This is a genomic window from Erythrobacter sp. NFXS35 (genome assembly GCF_040148725.1).
In the GTDB taxonomy this organism is placed as follows: Bacteria; Pseudomonadota; Alphaproteobacteria; order Sphingomonadales; family Sphingomonadaceae; genus Erythrobacter.
In genome coordinates this window covers 488,668-504,879 of the sequence record NZ_JAGDEB010000001.1, presented here as the reverse complement: position 1 = coordinate 504,879, position 16,212 = coordinate 488,668, and the positions used below count along the sequence as shown (strand labels likewise).

The window sequence follows — 16,212 nt, the reverse complement described above, 5'->3', positions numbered from 1 at the left end:
GCCCCGTTACCCCTCCATCCACTCGTCGAAGAACCGTCGGTTCGCAGCGCGCAATTCGGCAAGCGGCACGCCCAGCACCGTATCACCGCCCACGGTGCCGATCCGCTGAAACCCGATCTGCGCGGTGTCTTCGTCGCGCGTACCCTTGGCGAGCGCAGCGTTGAGGGCGGCGACATCGGGCACCGTCACCAGATAGCGCCCCTGATCCTCGCCAAACCACCACTGCGCGGGCGTATAATCGGGGTTACCCGCCAGATCGGCATCTGCCCCGATCCCGCCCGCCAGCGCCATCTCGGCCAGCGCCACCGCAAGCCCGCCGTCGCTGAGATCATGCACGGCATTCACCAGTCCATCGGCGATGAGTTCGTGGATGATGGCGCCCGCGCTGCGTTCGACGACAAGGTCGGTGGGCGGGGTGCGGCCATCCTCCAGCCCTTTGATGACCTTCAGCCACAGCGAACGGCCAAGGTGCGACCGGGTCGGATCGGGCTTGGCCCAGAATTCCGGCCCGACGAGGTAGATCGCATCGCCCGCAGCCTTGAAGTGCATCGTCATCATCTTCGACAGGTCGGTGATGATGCCGACGCCGCCAATCGCCGGGGTGGGCAGGATCGCCGAGCCGCCGCCGGTCGCCTTGCTTTCGTTATATAGGCTGACGTTCCCGCTCACGATTGGGAAATCGAGCGCACGGCAGGCGTCGCCCATGCCTTCGAGCGCGTAGACGATCTGCGCCATGATCTCGGGGCGTTGGGGATTGGCGAAGTTGAGGCAATTGGTCACCGCCAGCGGCCGCGCGCCCACGGCGCAGAGATTGCGGTACGCCTCGGCAATCGCCTGCTTGCCGCCTTCATAGGGGTCTGCAAACACGTAACGGGGGGTGCAGTCGGTGGTGATCGCCAGCGCCTTGCCGGTGCCGTGGACGCGCACCACGCCCGCATCGCCTCCGGTCTGGAGCGTGTCGCCGCCGACCTGCGAATCGTATTGCTCGGCAATCCAGCGGCGCGACGCAAGATCGGGTGAGCCCATCATCGCCAGCAGGTCGGCGGCGATATCGTCGCTGGCAGGCACTTCGGCGAGCGGCTTGATGCCCGCCCACGCCTTGTACTCGGCCTTGGAGAGGTAAGGCCGGTCATACAGCGGTGCCTCGTCGGCGAGCGGGGCCAGCGGGATGTCGCACACCACCTCACCGTTGAACTCCAAGACCATGTGGCCCGTATCGGTAACTTCGCCAATCACCGCGAAATCCAGTTCCCACTTGGTGAAGATCGCCTCGGCCTCGGCCTCGCGGCCAGGCTTCAGCACCATCAGCATCCGCTCCTGGCTTTCCGACAGCATCATTTCATAAGGCGTCATGCCATCTTCGCGGCAGGGCACAGCGTTCATGTCGAGCCGGATGCCCGCGCCGCCCTTGCTCGCCATTTCGACGCTGGACGACGTGAGGCCCGCCGCGCCCATGTCCTGAATGGCGACGATCGCATCGGTCGCCATCAGTTCGAGACAGGCTTCGATCAGCAGCTTTTCGGTGAAGGGATCGCCGACCTGCACCGTCGGCCGCTTGGCCTCGGCGTCTTCACCAAAGTCGGCGGAAGCCATGGTTGCGCCGTGAATGCCGTCGCGCCCGGTCTTGCTGCCGACATAGACGATGGGGTTCCCAAGGCCGGTGGCGGCGGAGTAGAAGATCTTGTCCTGCTGGGCGACGCCCACCGTCATGGCGTTGACGAGGATGTTGCCGTCATAGGCCGGGTGGAAGTTCGTTTCCCCCGCGACCGTAGGCACGCCGACGCAATTGCCGTAGCCGCCGATGCCCGCGACCACGCCCTGCACCAGATGCTTCATCTTCGGGTGTTCGGGCCGCCCGAACCGCAGTGCATTGGCGTTGGCAATGGGCCGTGCGCCCATGGTGAAGACATCGCGCAGAATGCCGCCCACGCCGGTCGCCGCGCCCTGATAGGGCTCGATGTAGCTCGGGTGGTTGTGGCTCTCCATCTTGAAGATCGCGGCTTGGCCATCGCCAATGTCGATCACGCCCGCGTTCTCGCCGGGGCCGCAGATCACCCACGGAGCCTCGGTCGGGAGCCTTTTCAGATGCAGTCGCGAGGACTTGTAGCTGCAATGCTCGGACCACATTACCGAAAAGATGCCAAGTTCCACGAGGTTCGGCTCTCGCCCCAATGCAGCGAGCACCCGCTCGTATTCCTCGGCGGAAAGGCCGTGCTGTTCGACGATTTCGGGGGTGATGGCGGAAGATTCAGTCATGGGGGTCGGCTCCTTGGCTCGCCCCCTAAATCACTGCTCGCCGAAGGCCAAGCCGCCGCGTTTCTGGAACCAGCGATTCTCCCCTACCCAAAGTGCGATCGTAGTCAGAATCGCAAAGGCCAGCAGCGCCTGAAGATACAGGAGGGCGCCCGCCTCTTGTGGATGAGGGCCAAACCAGTTGACCGCCTGAAGGAGCAGCATCGTCAACAGCAATACCAGCGGCGGGCCGAGCGGGCCGCGGGTGCGGCGCACATAGAACGCGAAAGCGGCGCCCACCAGCAACAATTCCAACGGCATCGCGATGGCAGGATAGTTCCACAACCCCAAGCCCAGCTTGGGCGGATCGCCGTCGACGGTCAGATCGGGCACGTGCACCAGCCAGTCCAGCAACCAGTGCGAGACGACCACTAGACCAGCCAGCACGCCGGCGAACACGTCGCGCTGCGCCAGCGCCACCACCAGCAGGCAGGCAAGCGCCCATAGTCCGGTGCCGATCAGGCTGTGGGTATAGGGCATGTGATAGAGATCGAGCGGGACCATCACGCTCGCCCCCGGATCGACTCGCAATCTCTCCACCCCGATCAATGCCAGCGCGAAGAACCCCCAGTCGACCAGCTGTGCAGCGATGAACAGCGTGCCGAGGCGCGGGCTGCGCGGGCTGACAGCAGCGGCGACGAACGCCGGGGCAAAATGACCGATGAACATGTCAGGCGGGCAGAGCCGATGGGGCGAACCGCAGGGCGACGTAAGTTGCGATCCCGCTCGCCATGCCGGTCGCGAACGCGCCCCAGAGGATATCGAGAACACTGATATGGGTCGCCCACACCTTGAACACAGCCTGCGATGTAAGGTCGAAGGTGGCATAGCACAGCGCACCCAGCAGTATGCCGTTAAGCACCGCAGCCTGAACCGTGCCGCTCTCTATGCCGGGCTTGATCGCGAACCACGTCATCCCGGCGAGATAGATCAGGTAGAACACCCCGGCTGCGGCCATGTTGAAATCCTTGGCCATTATGTCGCCGATCACCGGGCGATACAGGTTGCCCGCCGCCCAGCGCAGCCAGATCGCATCCAGCACACCAAATGCGACAGCCGCCGTCACGTAGGCGATGATCCATTTCAACATCTGTCTGCAATTCCCTGTTTCATCGCCCTGCCCACGACCGGCAGCCTTGACCGGGCAGGCTTGCCTCGTCAATGCTCATGACCATGGACGAGGGCACAGCATCACCGGCGGCACAGCCGGAAATTTCGAAAATGAGCTTCGAGCAGGCGCTGGCCGCGCTCGAACAGATCGTGCAGCAACTGGAACGCGGCGACGTGCCGCTCGATCAATCGATCAGCCTGTATGAACGCGGCGAGGCGCTGCGGCTTGCGTGCCAGCAGCGGCTCGATGCGGCGCAGGCACGGATCGAGAAGATCGTGACCGGCGCCGATGGCCGCGCGGCGGCCACCCAGCCGTTCGACGCGGAAAGCTGACGTGATGCTGGCGCAAACGGGGGGCAGTATGCTGAGCGACGCGATCGCAAGCGTTCAGGCCGATATTGATTCGCTGTTCGATGCGCTATTGCCGGTGCCGGACGATACCAGCGCGCGTCTGGTCGAAGCGATGCGCTATGCCGCGATTGGCGGGGGCAAGCGGGTGCGGCCCTTGCTGGTGTGCTGCACTGCCAGCCTGTTCGGCGTATCGCGCGATGCGGCCTTGCGTGCGGGCGCGGCGATCGAGGCGATCCATGTCTATTCGCTGATCCACGATGATCTGCCCTGCATGGACAATGACGATCTGCGCCACGGCAAGCCGACGTTGCACAAGGTCTATGACGAGGCGACCGCGGTTCTGGCAGGCGACGCGCTGCACGCGCTGGCGTTCGAGGTTCTGGCCGATGATGAGACCAGCGCCGATCCATTCGTGCGATCCGAACTGATCGCCACGCTCGGCAAGGCTTCGGGCATGCATGGCATGGCCGGCGGGCAGATGATGGACATGGTCGCCGACGAGGAAGGTGTGATCTATGACCTCCACACCATCACAAGGCTGCAACAGCTGAAAACCGGGGCACTGCTTGCCGCCAGTGTCGAAATGGGCGCAGTCCTCGGCCGGGTGGCGCCGCAGGGGCGGGCGCACCTGCGTGCTTATGCCCGCGACATCGGCCTCGCGTTCCAGATCGCCGATGATCTGCTCGACGTGGTGGGTGACGAGGAAAAGGCAGGCAAAGCGCTGCGCAAGGACGACGAGCAGGGCAAACAGACCTTCGTCACCTTGATGGGCGCCGACAAGGCGCGCGAACAGGCGCGTGCGCTGGTGGATCAGGCGGTGCTGCGGCTCGCCTCCTATGGCCCCGAAGCCGACATCCTGCGCGCGCTCGCCCGATATATTGTCGAGCGGGATCGGTAATTCCCCAAGCTACAAGGACAACCGCGATGACACGCCGCGTCGGGATCTATCCCGGAACTTTCGATCCGATCACCTTGGGCCACGCCGACATCATCCGGCGCGGGTCCAAGCTAGTCGACTGGCTGATTATCGGGGTCACCACGAATCCTTCTAAGAACCCGATGTTCTCGACCGAGGAGCGCTTTCGCATGGTCGAACGCGAGGTTGCCAATATGGGTCTCGGCAATGTCGAAGTGGTGGGGTTCAACGCGCTGCTGGTGAAGTTCGCGCAGAAACAGGGCGCCAGCGTCATCATCCGCGGACTGCGGGCTGTCGCCGATTTCGAATACGAATATCAGATGGCGGGCATGAACCAACAGCTGGACGACGATATCGAAACCGTGTTCCTGATGGCGGATGTATCATTGCAGCCGATTGCGTCCAAGCTGGTCAAGGAAATTGCGCAATATGGCGGCGATATCGCGCGCTTTGTCAGCGCTCCTGTCTGCGGCGAGGTCGAGGCGCGGGTTCGCGAACAGGGCTTGAAGGGCGATTATTGAGCGCGGGTTGTCGACAGCGCGTCGCTTCATTCATTGAAGTGTCAGCCGGGCATGGCTACACGGCGCGTCTGCTACGGAAGAAATGATGATCAAAGCCACGCTCCCTACCGCCCTTGGCGCGCTTTTCCTGCTTGCATCGGCGCATCCTGCGCTGGCGCAACCACAGCGCGATGACACGCCCCCGGTCGCTTTCGGCGATAACGTCGACACGGACGACGAGGACCAAGATGAAGCAGCCGTCGCTGCGCCGCGCAGCTTTGGCCCGATCAATTATGATCCTGCCGTGGAACCCGAGAATGTCTGGGTGCTCGATCTGTCGAACGGCGAACGGGTCAAGATCCGGTTGATGGCCGACTGGGCGCCCGCCCATGTTGAACGCATCAAGACGCTGACCCGCGACGGCTTTTACAGCGGCGTGATCTTCCACCGCGTGATCGAAGGCTTCATGGCGCAGGGCGGCGATCCCACCGGCACCGGTCAGGGCGCGTCAGACCTGCCCGATCTGGAGGCAGAGTTCAACCCGATGCCACATGTGCGCGGCACGGTGTCGATGGCCCGCGCTAGCGAGGAAGACAGCGCCAACAGCCAGTTCTTCATCGTGTTCTATCCGCGTTTCAGTCTCGACAAGAATTACACCAATTTTGGTCGAGTAATCGAGAACATGGACGCGGTCGACGCGATCAATCGCGGCGAGCCGCCCGCCGATCCGACCTATATCGTGCAAGCCTCGCTGGCGAGCGACAACGTCCCGCCGCCGCCTCCGCCGGCTGCTCCGGTCGACAATACGCCGATCACCGCCGATATGTTGAGCAGCCCGCTGAGCTAAAATGCTTTTCGTGGATGCCGCGCCGCGCTAGTCGCGCTGCCCATGAAAGTTGACCTGTTCGATTTCGAGCTTCCGCCCGAGCGCATTGCCTTGCGTCCTGTGCGACCGCGTGATGCAGCGCGGATGCTGGTGGTGCGCGGGGCTGATGCGCCGTTCGAGGATCGGGGCGTTCGCGACCTGCCAGACCTTCTCAACCGGGGCGACGTGCTGGTGTTCAACGATACCCGCGTGATCCCCGCACAGCTCGAAGGCCGCCGTGCAGACGGTGAGGCGAAGATCAGCGCGACGCTGCACAAGCGGATCGATCTGCGGCGCTGGCAGGCCTTCATCCGCAATGCCAAGCGGGTGAAGGAAGGAGACACGCTGGTATTTGGCGGCGGCGTCACCGCCATCGCCGAAGCGCGCCACGCCGATGGCTCGATGACGCTGTTCTTCGCAGGCGAGGAGCCGGTCGAGGTGTTGCTCGACCGGGCGGGCACCATGCCGCTGCCACCCTATATCGCCTCCAAACGCGGGGTCGATGCGCAGGATCTGGAAGACTATCAGACCATGTTCGCGCGCGAGGAAGGCGCAGTCGCCGCACCAACTGCCTCGCTGCATTTCACCCGAAGGCTGGTCGATGCGATCGATGCTGCCGGGATCGGGCGGGCGATGCTGACGCTGCATGTCGGTGCGGGGACCTTTCTTCCAGTGAAGGCCGACGATACCGACGACCACCGGATGCACGCCGAGTTCGGCCGCATCCCCGAAGACACCGCGCGGCAACTGAACGATGCCCGCGCTGCCGGAGGCCGGATCATCGCGGTCGGCACCACGTCGCTGAGGCTGCTCGAAAGCGCAGCGGCCGAGGACGGCACGATTCTGCCATTCGCCGGGGACACCGATATTTTCATCACGCCGGGATACCGCATCAGGGCGGTGAATGGGTTGATGACCAATTTCCACCTGCCCAAATCGACGCTGATGATGCTGGTCAGCGCGCTGATGGGGCGCGATCGCATGCTGGCGGCCTATGCTCATGCCATCACCAATGAATATCGCTTCTATTCCTATGGTGACTCCTCGTTGCTGCTGCCCTAGCTCATTGAGGTATGCCCGAATCCATTCTCGAAATCAGCGGCCTGTCCAAGGTCTACAAGGGCGGTGTTCGGGCGCTCGACAATGTCGACCTGTCGATTCGCCCGGGCGAGATTTTCGCGCTGCTTGGCCCCAACGGCGCGGGCAAGACCACGCTGATCGGCGCGGTGTGCGGGCTGGTGCGGCCCACCGGCGGGACAATGACCGCCTTCGGCCACGATCTTGCGCGCGATTGGCGGCGGGCGCGGGCGCGGATCGGGCTGGTGCCGCAGGAACTTGCCACCGACATGTTCGAGACCGTGTGGCGTGCGGTCTCCTATTCGCGAGGACTGTTCGGAAAACCGAGCGATGCCGCAAGGATCGAGGATATCCTCAAAAGCCTGTCGCTGTGGGATAAGCGCGATACCCAGATCCGCGCGCTATCGGGCGGCATGAAGCGCCGCGTGCTGATCGCCAAGGCACTGGCGCACGATCCCGAATTGCTGTTCCTGGATGAGCCCACCGCAGGCGTGGACGTGGAACTCAGGAAGAGCATGTGGCAGCAGATCGCCGCGCTGAAGGAACGGGGCGTCACCATCATCCTCACCACGCATTACATCGAGGAAGCCGAGGAGATGGCTGACCGGGTCGGCATCATTCAGGGCGGGCGCATTCTGATGGTCGATGAAAAAAGGGCGATGATGGAGCGGTTGGGCACCACCGAAGCGGTGATCGCGCTCGCCGCGCCGCTGCGCGCACTCCCGCCCGAAATCGCTGGTTTTCCGGTCGAGTTGGATGCCGGCGGGACTTGCCTGACCTATCGCGGCGGGAACGGGCAGGGCGGGGGCCGGGCAGAGGTGGCGCAGCTGGCGCAGTCGCTGACCCGTGCGGGAATCGATTACCTCAGCCTCGATATCCACGATTCCTCGCTGGAGGACATATTCGTAGGGCTGCTGGGCGAAGGACGGGCCGCGTGACGCATTTTAATGTCCGCAGCGCCTATGCGATCTACCGCCGCGAAATGAGCCGCGCCTTCCGCACGGCGTTCCAGTCGATCCTTTCGCCGGTGCTGACCACGTCGCTCTATTTCGTGGTGTTCGGATCGGTGATCGGCGCGCGGATGGAGCCGATCGGCGGGGTGCCTTATGGCGCATTCATCATCCCCGGCCTGCTGATGCTGACGCTGCTGGGCGAAACCACCAGCAATGCCAGCTTCGGCATCTACATGCCGCGCTTCACCGGCACGATTTACGAATTGCTGTCCGCGCCTGTCGGTGTGGCCGAAACGCTCGCCGGGTTCGTCGGCGCAGCGATGACCAAGGGTCTGATATTGGCGGCGATCATCCTTGCTACAGCGACATTGTTTGTCGATTACGAAATCCGCTATCCGCTGCTCGCCGCGTTCTACATCATGCTGGTGGCATCCAGTTTTGCGCTGTTCGGCTTTATCCTCGGCATCTGGGCCGATTCGTTCGAGAAGTTGGGAATTATTCCGCTCCTGATCCTTACCCCACTCACGTTTCTGGGCGGCACCTTCTATTCGATCCGCGATCTGCCGGCGCCGTGGGATGCGGTGGCGCTGGCCAACCCTATCGCGTTTCTGGTGAGCGGGCTGCGCTGGACCTTCTATGGCACTGCCGATGTGCCGATTGGCGTGTCACTCGGCCTGACACTCGGCTTTCTCGCGCTGTGCGTCGCCATCATTGCCGTGATCTTCCGTACAGGGTGGCGACTGCGCGAGTAACGCCGAACCGGTCTGCGAGCGCCTTCGATCGAACCGCAAACGTCGTCTGTCTGATCTGAACCGCCACTGGTCGCCCTGTTCATCAAACAGAAAGTCACTGAATCCTAGTGGCTTGCGCACCGCCGCACCCCCTGTGGCAGGCAAGAAAAAACAAGGATACAAACGCATGAGGAAATTCGCAATCACTACGATCGTTGCGATGGGCGCGATGGCACTTCCGGCCGCTGCCCACGCGCAGTCCAACGAAGCTCCGGAAGTCTATGTCGGCGCGTCCGCCGGTATTCACGATCTGGAGCTTGGCATCCCGGATGATGATGGCACGATTTACGGCGTCGTCGCCGGCGTCGATTTTCCGGTTGGCGAGACCTTTTTCGTGGGCGCTGAAGGGAACTACCACTTCGGGAGCGGCGCGATCGATAACGAATACGGCCTTGCCGCCCGCGCCGGTGTGCGTGTTGGCGACTCGGCCAAGCTGTTCGTCCGCGGTGGCTATCAGGAAGTCGATCTCGATGTAGGTAACCTGTTCGGCATCAATCCGCCCGCCGGTTTCGACACCAGCGACGGCGATTACCTTGTCGGTGCGGGCGTCGAATTTGGTCTGGGCGACAGCCCGATCCGCTTCCGTGCCGGGCTCGATACCATCGCGTTCGACACCACCCGCGCAACCGTGGGTGTGCTGTTCGGTTTCTGACACCTGATAGCCGTCACGATCAGGCAGGAGCAGCCCCGCGTTGCTCCTGCCTTTTTCTTGCACGGACGCCCGGACGTGACATCGGCACGCTGCGGCGCTAGCGGGCGAGCGCAATGACCAGAACCCGCTTCTCCTTCACTCTCCACGCGCGCGACGGCAAGGCGCGCACCGGCACCATCGCCATGCGCCGCGGGGACATTCGCACACCTGCCTTTATGCCGGTCGGTACCGCCGCCACAGTGAAGGCGATGAAGCCTGAAAGCGTGCGCCAGACGGGCGCCGACATCATCCTTGGCAATACCTACCACCTGATGCTGCGTCCCGGCGCGGAGCGGGTGGCGCGGCTTGGCGGGTTGCACAAGTTCATGAATTGGCAGCGCCCGATCCTCACCGATTCCGGCGGGTATCAGGTGATGAGCCTGTCCGAACTGCGCAAGCTGACCGAAGAAGGGGTGGAGTTTCGCAGCCACCTTGACGGGTCAAAGCATATGCTGACCCCCGAACGATCGATGGAAATCCAGCAATTGCTTGGCTCCGACATCGTCATGGCGTTCGACGAATGCCCCCGCGCCGACCGCCCGAAGGATGAAATCGCCGCTAGCATGGAACTATCGATGCGCTGGGCCAAACGTAGCCGCGACGGCTTCGACGCGGGCGAAGAACACGCGGAGAGCGCCGCGCTGTTCGGCATCCAGCAGGGCGCGCTGCACGAAGACCTGCGGCGGATCAGCGCCGACGCGCTGACCCAGATCGGCTTCGATGGCTATGCCGTCGGCGGCTTGGCAGTGGGGGAAGGGCAGGAGGCGATGTTCTGCGTGCTCGACTATGCGCCCGCCATGCTCCCCGAAGATCGCCCGCGTTACCTGATGGGCGTGGGCAAGCCGGATGACCTTGTGGGCGCAGTCGAGCGCGGGATCGACATGTTCGATTGCGTACTGCCGACCCGTTCGGGCCGCAATGGGCAGGCCTTCACCTGGAACGGACCGCTGAACCTGCGCAATGCGCGCTTTGCCGAGGACACCGGACCGCTCGATGAACGCTGCGCATGTCCGGTGTGTTCGACCTATTCCCGCGCCTATATCCACCACCTCGTCAAATCCGGCGAGATCCTCGGAGCGATGCTGGTGACCGAGCATAACCTCTGCTTCTATCAGGCGCTGATGCAGGCGATGCGCGATGCGATTGCGGCAGGAGCCTTCGCCAGCTTTGCCAGCGACTTCCGCCGCGATTACCTGCACCAAGGGCCTTGATCGACGAGCGGTATGGGTTAGCCTGCTGATCTGGTGAACAGGGGCGCAAATATGAAAATCCGAACCGAGGTAAGCAGGCTGGCGGTGTGCGTTGGCATGGCGCTTTGCGGTATCGCGGGCGGCGCTGCCTCGGCAGCGGCACAGGACGGCGACGTGGAAGCAGTGGCAGCGCTGTTCGGCGCGCGCGAGACCGTGCTCGACATTTCGCTTTCGCCGTCGGGTACGAAGATCGCTTTCGTTGCCGCCGGGCCGGAGCATACCGAAATGCTCAACGTGATCGACCTGGCAGGCGATGCCGAGATCAAGCGGATCCTCGTCAATTCGGAGATAAGCGCCGATCTTGATTGGTGCGAATGGGCCAACGACACGCGATTGGTGTGTCAGGTGTCGGCGATGGCGCAGCGAGGCGACGGGTTCCTGTTGCCGTTCGACCGGTTGTTCTCGTTGGATGCCGATGGAGACAATGTGCAGGAGTTGAGTAAGCGCCAATCCCCGCGGGCGCTCGGCTTCGCGCAGCAGGGCGGGGATGTGCTGGCGCTGGACGTAGGCGGCGAACAGGGACAGATCCTGATGTCGCGCGAGGCGGTCGAGGAATCGTCGACCGGCACCCGCATCGCGGAACGCGACAACGGGCTGGCGGTCGATCTAGTCGACGCCACCTCCGGCAAGCGGCGGGCGCAGGAACGGGCCGATCCGGCTGCGCAGCGCTATGTCGCTGACGAGTTCGGACAGATCAGAATCAAGGTGCGGGCGCGCTACGATTCGAGCGGGCGGCTGACCGGTGACTATGATTACTTCTTTCGGACTCCGGACAGCAGCCGTTGGACAGCGCTCGACAATCTGACCATCGCGGACAAGCCCGTTCCCTGGTTTTCGCCGCTGTCCGTGGAGAGCAGCCGCAATATTGCGGTCGGTTTCGTGAACATCGGCGGCTATGATGCGATCGCGGAGTTCGTGCTGGACGGAAGCGGCGCCGGCAAAGTGCTGATGGCGCGCGAAGATGTCGATGTCGATGCCCTGATCCGCATCGGGCGCAAGCGCCGCGTCGTGGGCGCGAGTTACGCCACTGAAAAGCGCACCATCGCCTATTTCAGTCCCGAACTGAACAAGCTGGCAAGCGATCTTGGCAAGGCTTTGCCTAATCAGCCGATGATCAACATCGTCGGGGCCAGCGGTGACGAACAGCAATTGCTGCTGATCGCATCGAGCGATACCCAGCCGGGGCAGGTCTACCTGTTCGACAAGGGCAAGCGCACGCTCGAACCGGTCTTGCCGGTGCGCGCCGAAATCGGCGAGAGGCCGTTGGGCCGGATGCAGCCGGTGACCTATCCGGCTGCGGACGGGACGCAGATCCCGGGCTACCTCACACTGCCACCGGGATCGGACGGCAAGAACCTGCCGGCTATCGTCATGCCGCACGGCGGACCGTCGGCGCGCGATGAATGGGGGTTCGATTGGCTTGTGCAGTTCTTCACCGCGCGCGGGTTCGCGGTGCTGCAGCCCAATTACCGCGGTTCATCGGGCTACGGCGCGGATTGGTATGGCCGCAACGGGTTCAAGGCGTGGGACGTGGCGATCGGCGATGTCAACGACGCGGGGCGCTGGCTGGTGAGCGAAGGCATCGCCCGACCTGACCAGTTGGCCATCGCCGGGTGGTCCTATGGCGGCTATGCCGCGCTGCAATCGCAGGTGCTCGATCCGTCGCTGTTCAAGGCGGTGGTGGCGATCGCACCGGTCACCGATCTCGCCTATCTGGCCGACGACAAGCGCGGCTATACCAGCTTTCGTCTGGTGCGCGATTTTGTCGGGCAGGGGTCGCATGTCGAGGCGGGCAGCCCGCGCCGCCATGCTGATAAGTTCGCTGCACCGGTCGCGCTGTTCCACGGTACCCGCGATCTCAACGTCGACGTCCGCCATGCACGGGCGATGGAAAAAGCGCTGAAGGATTCTGGCAAGCCTGTCATCTACCATGAATACGAAGACCTCCAGCACGGCCTGGGCGACAGCAAGGCGCGCACCGATATGCTCACCACCATCGGCCGCTTTCTTGACGAGTCGCTGGGGCGCGGTGGGTAACGCGATCTGACGCTGGAAGGCACTCGACAAATCCGTCCCGTACCGCCTAGGGCCGCAAGGATGACCGATATTCCCCTTAGCCCGGCTGACTGCACCACGATGGTTGAAGTGCGCGTCGGGGTCGATGCGCTCGACCGTGAACTGATTGCTTTGCTCGCGACCCGCTTTGGCTACATGCGTGCCGCTGCCCGGATCAAAAAAAGCCGTGAGGCTGTTCGCGACGAAGCGCGCAAGACCAGCGTGATCGCAGCTGCAGTCGCCGAGGCAGAGGCGCATGGCATCCCCGGCGATGTGGTGGGCGATATCTGGGAACGGCTCGTCGAAGGCTCGATCGCGTATGAGTTCGGCGAGTGGGACCGAGTAAAAGGCTAAGGTTTCTTGCGGTTCAGGAATCGCTCCAACCTTGGTTCCTTTTTTGCCGGTTCTGCCTGCCGAATGGTTTGCGCCAGCCGCCTCACCTTGCCGGTCCATTTCGCGGCATGCTTCTCCGCCCCGCCGAACTTGACCTGACCCAGCGGCAGAATGCGCACCGGTTTGAAGCCGACAAAGCCCAGCACCTGCCCCTTCCAGCGGCGGATCACGGCATTGCCGTAGACAAGCCATAGAAAGAACGGCGGCGTGTCCATTGTGATAATCACATCGGCGGAGCGCCCTGCCATGTTGCGATCCCAGAAGGTATCCTGATCGTGATAGGCAAAGGTGAAGCCGGGCAGGAACAGCCGGTCGAGCAGGCCTTTGAGCATCGCCGGTTCCGCTCCCCACCACATCGGAAAGGCGAGAGCGAGGTGATCGCAGGCATCCAGCGCCTCGGCCAGTTGGAGCAGATCTGGCTCCCATTCAGTGCGCTGGCGATAGCCGTGGGCGAGGTTGGGGTCGAACCGCAGATCGCGCAAGGCCACCGCAGTAATTTTGGCGTGTGCAGGCAGCGCGACTCGGTATTCTTCCATCAGGAACGAGCAATAGCGCCCCTCGTCAGGGTGCCCGTCAATCAGCAGCACATTCATCGCCCGTCACCCCCACGCCTTCGCTAGCCGGTCAATCGCATTGCGAGGCACAAAAGATAAAGGGCGGCCCCGCAAGGCCGCCCTTTGGTATGTCCATCGCTGAAAACCGGATCAGCGCGAGTAGAATTCCACCACCAGATTCGGTTCCATCGTCACCGGATAGGGCACTTCGTCGAGCTTCGGCACGCGGGTGAACTGCACCTTTTCGTTGCCGTCGGGCGCGACGTAATCGGGAATGTCACGCTCGGCCAGGCTCTGCGCTTCGATCACCAGCGCCATTTCCTTGGCTTTGCTGCCGAGGCTGATGACATCGCCGATATCGATCCGGCGCGAGGCGATGTTGCACTTCACGCCGTTCACATAGATGTGACCGTGGCTGACAAGCTGGCGTGCAGACCAAACCGTCGGCGCGAACTTGGCGCGGTAGACCACCATGTCGAGTCGACGCTCGAGCAGGCCGATCAGGTTCTGGCTGGTATCGCCCTTCATGCGCGATGCTTCGGCATAAGTGCGCTTGAACTGCTTTTCGGTGACGTCGCCGTAATAGCCCTTGAGCTTCTGCTTGGCCCGCAGCTGCAGGCCGAAGTCGCTCATCTTGCCCTTGCGGCGTTGACCGTGCTGACCAGGGCCGTAGGAACGCTTGTTCACTGGGGAATTCGGGCGACCCCAGATGTTTTCGCCCATCCGCCGGTCAAGCTTGTACTTGGCGCTTTTGCGCTTCGACATAAGTCGTGTCCTTCATATCTGCTGGACCGCCCCCTTTGGGCAGCCATTGAACCCGGCATCGCACCACCAGACCGATATGCCTGATGCGGCCACTGCTTCACCGGGGTGCAGGGCCAATTGCGAAGGCGCGCGCATAGCAGGACGGGGCGCAAGGTCAAGCATTGCTGCCAGCACGGAAGGGTCAGTCGCGAATCTTGCGGCCCAGTGTGGTGAGAACACCGCGCAGGGTGCGCACTTCAAAATGGTTCCAGCCCGGCTTCGTCAGCACGCCGCGCAACGTCCGGCGAGTCGCCTCGGCGCGCCCTTCAGGCAGGAAATAGCCGCGCGGCTTCAGCATCGTCTCGAGGTGTGCGATCAGCCCGTCAAGCTCCTCCTGCGGGGCGGGGGGCAGCACGTCCTCGACCGTGGGCTGCACCAGCGCGCAGCCGGCATCCGCGATTTCGCGCCCAATACGCGACCATTCATAGGCCACCAGAATTACAGCCTGCGCCAGGTTCAGCGATCCGAATTCGGGATTGATCGGGACCGTCAGGATATTGCGAGCTAGCGCGACGTCCTCGGTTTCAAGTCCGGAACGTTCGGGACCGAAGATGATCGCGTGGCGCCCGGTCAGCGTGTGCACCTGTCGTCCGGCCTCGTCGGCACCGATCACCGGCTTCGTCACACCCCGCTTGCGCACGGTGGTGGCGTGGACATGCGCGCAGTCGGCCACAGCTTCGGCAGTCGTGTCGTAAATGCGCGCCTGTTCGAGCACGATATCGGCTCCCGCCGCAGCAGGGCCGGCAGAGGGGTTGGGCCAGCCATCGCGCGGGGCGACCAACCGCATCTCGGTCAACCCAAAATTAAGCATCGCGCGCGCCGCCTTGCCGATGTTCTCGCCCAGTTGCGGACGCACCAGCACGATGACCGGCTTGTTGAGGTCGCCCATTTCGCGGTTATTCTTTCGCCGCTTGCTGAACGGTGCTGGCAAATTCCTCGAAGTCGCGCGCCTCGGAAAAATCGCGGTAGACGCTGGCGAAACGGATATAGGCTACCGAATCGATCTGGCGAAGACCATCCATCACCAGTTCGCCGATGCGGGAGGATGGGACCTCCGGCTCGCCCGAGGTTTCAACTTGGCGCTGAATGCCCGATATCAGCTGGTCGAGCCGTTCCTGCTCGATTGCCCGTTTGCGGCAGGCGAGTGCCACCGATTGTTCCAGCTTGGAGCGTTCGAACGGTTCGCGGCGTCCTGGTCCTCCGTCGGCTCCGGATTTGACCACCACAACCTCGCGCAATTGCACACGCTCGAAGGTCGTGAAGCGCGCGCCGCAGGACGAGCACTGGCGACGCCGCCGGATCGAGGCATTGTCCTCGGTCGGGCGGCTATCCTTGACCTGGGTATCGTCGTGGGCGCAAAAGGGGCAGCGCATTCAAAGGGTTACTTCCTGATCCGCTGATAGAGCGCAAGGCCTGCTCCGGCCAGTCCGCCAAGGATCGGGCCACCGATGATGAATGCACCAGCCAGCGCGCCGATCCCTGTGCCGATCAGAACCGGCTTGGTCGAGGGATGGTTTACCCCTTCCTTCGCCATGGCAGAAATCTCGGCCTTGGCATCTTCGACCCATTCCGGGGTCTGGCGGGGTTCCTGATCGTTCATCGCATCGTGT

General features: G+C 63.2%; 19 protein-coding genes. 11 read left to right on the top strand and 8 right to left on the bottom strand.

Annotated features, from left to right (window positions below; translation table 11 throughout):
- Positions 1-6 precede the first annotated feature (6 nt).
- Genes purL through J3454_RS02490 form a run of 3 tightly spaced genes read right to left on the bottom strand, consistent with a single transcriptional unit; the run spans position 7 to position 3,382 of the window.
- Complete coding sequence (purL, locus tag J3454_RS02500) at positions 7-2,256, bottom strand: phosphoribosylformylglycinamidine synthase subunit PurL (protein WP_349512180.1); 2,250 nt, start codon at positions 2,254-2,256, stop codon at positions 7-9.
- Between the two features lie 30 nt (positions 2,257-2,286).
- Positions 2,287-2,961, bottom strand: coding sequence for a hypothetical protein (locus J3454_RS02495; protein ID WP_349512179.1), 675 nt, complete (start codon positions 2,959-2,961; stop codon positions 2,287-2,289).
- Between the two features lies 1 nt (position 2,962).
- Positions 2,963-3,382: a DUF2177 family protein gene (locus J3454_RS02490; protein WP_349512178.1), complete on the bottom strand. Its 420-nt coding sequence runs from the start codon at positions 3,380-3,382 to the stop codon at positions 2,963-2,965.
- Between the two features lie 83 nt (positions 3,383-3,465).
- Between J3454_RS02490 and J3454_RS02485 the strand changes: the two genes are divergently transcribed.
- The 11 genes from J3454_RS02485 to J3454_RS02435 all read left to right on the top strand — a co-directional run bounded on the left by J3454_RS02485 (position 3,466) and on the right by J3454_RS02435 (position 13,205).
- Positions 3,466-3,735 carry an exodeoxyribonuclease VII small subunit gene (locus J3454_RS02485; RefSeq protein WP_349512177.1) on the top strand — a complete coding sequence of 90 codons (270 nt, stop codon included), beginning with the start codon at positions 3,466-3,468 and terminating at the stop codon, positions 3,733-3,735.
- 28 nt (positions 3,736-3,763) lie between these two features.
- The gene (locus J3454_RS02480; RefSeq protein WP_349512176.1) at positions 3,764-4,651 is read left to right on the top strand and encodes a polyprenyl synthetase family protein; all 888 of its coding nucleotides are present in this window, start codon (positions 3,764-3,766) and stop codon (positions 4,649-4,651) included.
- A gap of 26 nt (positions 4,652-4,677) precedes the next feature.
- On the top strand, positions 4,678-5,190 hold the full coding sequence (gene coaD, locus J3454_RS02475) for a pantetheine-phosphate adenylyltransferase (protein WP_349512175.1): 513 nt from the start codon (positions 4,678-4,680) through the stop codon (positions 5,188-5,190).
- 82 nt (positions 5,191-5,272) lie between these two features.
- The gene (locus J3454_RS02470) at positions 5,273-6,016 is read left to right on the top strand and encodes a peptidylprolyl isomerase (RefSeq protein WP_502878558.1); all 744 of its coding nucleotides are present in this window, start codon (positions 5,273-5,275) and stop codon (positions 6,014-6,016) included.
- A gap of 42 nt (positions 6,017-6,058) precedes the next feature.
- Positions 6,059-7,096 carry a tRNA preQ1(34) S-adenosylmethionine ribosyltransferase-isomerase QueA gene (queA, locus tag J3454_RS02465; protein ID WP_349512173.1) on the top strand — a complete coding sequence of 346 codons (1,038 nt, stop codon included), beginning with the start codon at positions 6,059-6,061 and terminating at the stop codon, positions 7,094-7,096.
- An 11-nt stretch (positions 7,097-7,107) separates the two neighbouring features.
- A complete protein-coding gene (locus tag J3454_RS02460; RefSeq protein ID WP_349512172.1) occupies positions 7,108-8,049 on the top strand; it encodes an ABC transporter ATP-binding protein in 942 nt (313 codons plus the stop codon).
- Positions 8,046-8,816 (top strand): ABC transporter permease, encoded by a 771-nt coding sequence (locus J3454_RS02455; protein WP_349512171.1) that lies wholly within the window; start codon positions 8,046-8,048, stop codon positions 8,814-8,816. Before J3454_RS02460 ends, J3454_RS02455 begins: the two co-directional genes overlap by 4 nt.
- Positions 8,817-8,982: 166 nt before the next feature.
- Positions 8,983-9,507, top strand: a complete 525-nt coding sequence (locus J3454_RS02450) for an outer membrane protein (RefSeq protein ID WP_349512170.1) — start codon at positions 8,983-8,985, stop codon at positions 9,505-9,507.
- Between the two features lie 113 nt (positions 9,508-9,620).
- Positions 9,621-10,757, top strand: coding sequence for a tRNA guanosine(34) transglycosylase Tgt (tgt, locus tag J3454_RS02445; RefSeq protein WP_349512169.1), 1,137 nt, complete (start codon positions 9,621-9,623; stop codon positions 10,755-10,757).
- A 51-nt stretch (positions 10,758-10,808) separates the two neighbouring features.
- Positions 10,809-12,833, top strand: a complete 2,025-nt coding sequence (locus J3454_RS02440) for an alpha/beta hydrolase family protein (RefSeq protein WP_349512168.1) — start codon at positions 10,809-10,811, stop codon at positions 12,831-12,833.
- A 60-nt stretch (positions 12,834-12,893) separates the two neighbouring features.
- The gene (locus J3454_RS02435; protein WP_349512167.1) at positions 12,894-13,205 is read left to right on the top strand and encodes a chorismate mutase; all 312 of its coding nucleotides are present in this window, start codon (positions 12,894-12,896) and stop codon (positions 13,203-13,205) included.
- On the opposite strand, the gene J3454_RS02430 is transcribed toward J3454_RS02435, so the two are convergent.
- From J3454_RS02430 to J3454_RS02410, 5 genes are all read right to left on the bottom strand, one after another.
- On the bottom strand, positions 13,202-13,837 hold the full coding sequence (locus J3454_RS02430) for an NAD(P)H-dependent oxidoreductase (protein ID WP_349512166.1): 636 nt from the start codon (positions 13,835-13,837) through the stop codon (positions 13,202-13,204). The genes J3454_RS02435 and J3454_RS02430 overlap by 4 nt on opposite strands.
- A gap of 111 nt (positions 13,838-13,948) precedes the next feature.
- On the bottom strand, positions 13,949-14,563 hold the full coding sequence (gene rpsD, locus J3454_RS02425) for a 30S ribosomal protein S4 (protein WP_349512165.1): 615 nt from the start codon (positions 14,561-14,563) through the stop codon (positions 13,949-13,951).
- A 181-nt stretch (positions 14,564-14,744) separates the two neighbouring features.
- Complete coding sequence (locus J3454_RS02420; RefSeq protein WP_349512164.1) at positions 14,745-15,491, bottom strand: RNA methyltransferase; 747 nt, start codon at positions 15,489-15,491, stop codon at positions 14,745-14,747.
- A 7-nt stretch (positions 15,492-15,498) separates the two neighbouring features.
- Entirely contained in the window at positions 15,499-15,975 is a 477-nt protein-coding gene (gene nrdR / locus J3454_RS02415) for a transcriptional regulator NrdR (protein ID WP_349512163.1), read from the bottom strand.
- An 8-nt stretch (positions 15,976-15,983) separates the two neighbouring features.
- The gene (locus tag J3454_RS02410) at positions 15,984-16,202 is read right to left on the bottom strand and encodes a hypothetical protein (RefSeq protein ID WP_349512162.1); all 219 of its coding nucleotides are present in this window, start codon (positions 16,200-16,202) and stop codon (positions 15,984-15,986) included.
- Between the last annotated feature and the right edge of the window lie 10 nt (positions 16,203-16,212).